The 2,928-nt window shown below is 35.8% G+C and carries 3 protein-coding genes and 1 pseudogene; all 4 read left to right on the top strand.

The features are described from left to right. Positions 1-102 precede the first annotated feature (102 nt). The gene (locus tag HG1285_RS05015; protein ID WP_008288498.1) at positions 103-558 is read left to right on the top strand and encodes a hypothetical protein; all 456 of its coding nucleotides are present in this window, start codon (positions 103-105) and stop codon (positions 556-558) included. Positions 559-667: 109 nt separating this feature from the next. After that, entirely contained in the window at positions 668-1,303 is a 636-nt protein-coding gene (locus HG1285_RS17740; RefSeq protein ID WP_032496861.1) for a 4Fe-4S dicluster domain-containing protein, read from the top strand. A 2-nt stretch (positions 1,304-1,305) separates the two neighbouring features. Then, positions 1,306-2,190 carry an NrfD/PsrC family molybdoenzyme membrane anchor subunit gene (gene nrfD / locus HG1285_RS05020; RefSeq protein WP_008288496.1) on the top strand — a complete coding sequence of 295 codons (885 nt, stop codon included), beginning with the start codon at positions 1,306-1,308 and terminating at the stop codon, positions 2,188-2,190. Positions 2,191-2,207: 17 nt separating this feature from the next. After that, positions 2,208-2,928, top strand: a pseudogene (locus tag HG1285_RS05025) (molybdopterin-dependent oxidoreductase); the annotation flags it as partial.

The following is a 2,928-nucleotide window of genomic DNA, read 5'->3' as shown; positions in this document are numbered from 1 at the left end:
ACATCTCTCAGAAAAAGATATTAATGACATAGTTGCATACTTGAAAACTTTAAGAAACTGGAAAGATTTTAAGTAAGGATAAAAATTCGGAGGTAATGCAAAATGAAGATAAAAAAATTACTGCTTTTAGCTTTAAGTTTAATGCTTGTTCTTAATTTATCTGTAGCTGTGGCTGAAGAAGATGATGACGATAACGAAGTAGATTTAACTTCTGCAGTAATAACAGCTTTATCATGTGCAAAGCAAGCTGAAGAAAGTGGTGAATTTGCTGTTTTATCATCTTGCCCGCCACATGCTGCTTTTGAAGGTATACCTGCTGACAAAATTTATACTGCTGCTCCAAAAATTGTTATATTTGATGTTACAGAAGGAGAGTTTTATCTTGTTCAGCCTAATGAGTATTTAACTTATTCTGATTTACTTGAAGGATTTGGTGGTAGTTTAGACGGTACTGGAGTTGTAGTTGGAGAAAAAGATGGAATACCTGTTTTAAAGTTTGAAGAAGAGGTGTCAATTACTCCAAAACCAAAACCTGGTTTCTTCAAAGGTTGTTTATAATTTAATGTTTGTTAAGGGGAATACTTGACATAAGTATTCCCTTTTTTTATTATTGTGAGTAAAAATATGATTAAATATATTTTTATAAAAACCTTTAGGAGGATGGCCTATGAGATTAGGATTTCTTGTCGACCTAAGTCGATGTATGGGATGCATGGCCTGTGCTGTTGCTTGTAAGGCTGAAAATAATGTTCCTCTTCACAGCTGGAGGCTCAGAGTAAAGTATATTGACCAGGGAGAATTTCCAGATACAAAAAGACATTTTGTCCCTTTAAGATGCAACCACTGTGATAATGCTCCGTGTGAAAGAATATGTCCGGTATCTGCTCTTCATTATCTTCCAAACGGAATTGTAAATGTTGACCATGACAGATGTATAGGATGTGCTTCATGTATGATGGCATGTCCTTATAATGCTATTTACCTTGACCCTCTTACAAACTCAGCTGATAAATGTACTTACTGTGCTCATAGAATAGAAGTTGGTATGATGCCTGCGTGTGTTGTTGCTTGTCCTGTTCATGCTAACATTTTTGGCGATTTAGATGACCCTAATTCAGAAATTTCTAAATATTTACAAGAACATAGAGATGTGATGGTAAGAAAACCAGAATTAAACACAAAACCAAAACATTTCTATGTTAGAGGTTCTACTGTTGCTCTTGACCCACTTGCATCTGAAAGACCTGAAGGTTATACAATCTTTACAGAAGTTAAATTTTTAGACCATATAGGAGGGCATTAATCATGTTAGGAGCAGAAGTAACTTTTGATGTAGCTTTACCAAAAATTGTATGGGGATGGCTTGTTTCTACAAATATGTGGGCTAAAAGTATTGCAACTGGAACATTTTTACTTGGACTTTATTTCATAAAAAAATATCCAGAGCAAGACAGCTTCTTTAGAAAATGGCTCCCAATACTTGGAATAATATTCATAGGTATAACTCTTTTAGTTACAATACTTGACCTTCATCACATGTTTAGATTCTGGAAAATATTTGTATTTGCACACTTTACATCAGCAGTTACACTTGGTGCGTGGGTAGTTTCTGCTTTTGTAATAGTACTTTTAATATCTTTCTGGTCGTGGGTTACAGGAAATAAAAAGCTTCTTGACAGAGTAATGATACCAGGATTTATACTTGCCTTTTTCTCAACTATTTATACAGCAGGAATTATGGGAGAAGCTACAGGAAGAGAAGTATGGGTTTTCCCTTCAGAAATGATATCAATGCTCTTAAGTGCTATGATTGCTGGCTCAGCAGCTTATTTAATTGTTGATGCTGTTTACGGCGGTGTTTTAAAAGAAAATGTAAAAAGAGAACTTGGATATATACTATTTGGAAGTTCAGGTCTTGCAGCAGCTATGTTTATAGGAGAGCTTTTCTTCGCAAAAATACACAGTGAGTTTGCTCATAGAGTAGTTGAAGTTTTAGCATTTGGAGAAGTTGCTCCATTCTTCTGGGGTGGAATGTTTTTAACATTTATAATCCCAATGATACTGGTAGGTATTGCAAATGAAAATAGAAAATATCAATATGCATTTTTAGGTGCGTTAAGTGCTATTGTTGGTCTTTGGCTTATCAAACATGCATGGTTAATAGCTCCACAAACATTACCATTAAGTTAATTAGGAGGGTAGCATAAATGAGAACAACAAGAAGAAACTTTTTAAAAACAGTTGCTGCTGCAGTTGGTGGTGCTGCTCTTGTTAAAGGAGCAGTTGAAAAAACTACACCTAAAGCAGTTGCAGAAGAAGCAAACTTAACATTTACACCTCAGCATTTAGATTACTATCCGCCATTTGATAAATGGAATGACTGGAAAGAACCTTCCGGAGATTACTGGAAAAAACATGGAGGAGCTTTAAGAAACGGCGTAAAACTAATTAACTATATGATAGTTCCAACAGTATGTAGTAACTGTGAAGCTGCCTGTGGTCTTACTGCATGGGTAGATAAAGATGAAATGGTAGTTAGAAAGTTCATGGGAAACCCGTTCCATACAGGTTCAAGAGGTAGAAACTGTGCTAAAGGTTATGCTACTTTATCCCAAATGTATGACCCAGACAGAATTCCTTTCCCATTAAAAAGAGCTCCTGGTTCAAAAAGAGGAGAAGGAAAATGGGTTAGAACTACATGGGATGAAGCGCTAAAGACTATTGGCGAAAGAATGAGAGAAGTTATCAAGAAAGCTAAAAATGGCAATGAATACGCTAAAAAATGATAATGTACCACGTTGGAAGACCAAACTACAATGGTTTCCAGCCAAGAGTAGTATGGTCGTGGGGTGGTGATTACCATAACTCACATACAAACTTCTGTTCATCAGTGGTAGACTTGGTTCTATACATGGTCTGGCGATGACA

Source organism: Hydrogenivirga sp. 128-5-R1-1, assembly GCF_000171895.1.
This window is presented reverse-complemented; position numbering and strand designations above follow the sequence as displayed.

Excerpts from the sequence above, each read along its gene's own strand:
- nrfD (WP_008288496.1), top strand. The coding sequence starts at position 1,306 with ATGTTAGGAGCAGAAGTAACTTTTGATGTAGCTTTACCAAAAATTGTA.
- HG1285_RS05015 (WP_008288498.1), top strand. The coding sequence starts at position 103 with ATGAAGATAAAAAAATTACTGCTTTTAGCTTTAAGTTTAATGCTTGTT.
- HG1285_RS17740 (WP_032496861.1), top strand. The coding sequence starts at position 668 with ATGAGATTAGGATTTCTTGTCGACCTAAGTCGATGTATGGGATGCATG.